Genomic DNA, 302 nt, shown 5'->3' with positions numbered 1-302 from the left:
ATGTTTTATAACAGTCGGCGGCGGCATTCGACGCTGGATTACAGCAGCCCCAATGATTACGAATCAGCAATGGCAGAACTGAAGAAAGCGGCTTAACTGGGTTGTCACAAATTGCTTGACCACTCCAAGCGCCTGTTTTTGATATTTTTTCTGTTTTCCAATCGGCGGACACATTGTCAATTTTGCATGCTTGACCGATAGGGTCGCCTGCTGTTGATTGCCTCGCTTGTCACGAAAGTGAATATCGTGTGTTCCACTGACCTGGGTCTCGGCCATCACTTGAGAAATAGTCGTGTCTCCAT

Annotated in this window: 1 protein-coding gene; it reads right to left on the bottom strand. The window is 47.4% G+C overall.

Annotation, left to right across the window (positions count from 1 at the left end; translation table 11 throughout):
* Nucleotides 1-63: 63 nt before the first annotated feature.
* A partial coding sequence (locus tag M8006_RS17895; protein ID WP_250084591.1) for a hypothetical protein occupies nucleotides 64-302 on the bottom strand: 239 nt, incomplete at its 5' end.

The organism is Halomonas llamarensis (assembly GCF_023555005.1).
Taxonomy (GTDB): domain Bacteria; phylum Pseudomonadota; class Gammaproteobacteria; order Pseudomonadales; family Halomonadaceae; genus Vreelandella; species Vreelandella llamarensis.
The sequence above is the reverse complement of the archived record's forward strand: the minus strand, read 5'-3'. Positions and strand labels throughout refer to the sequence as shown.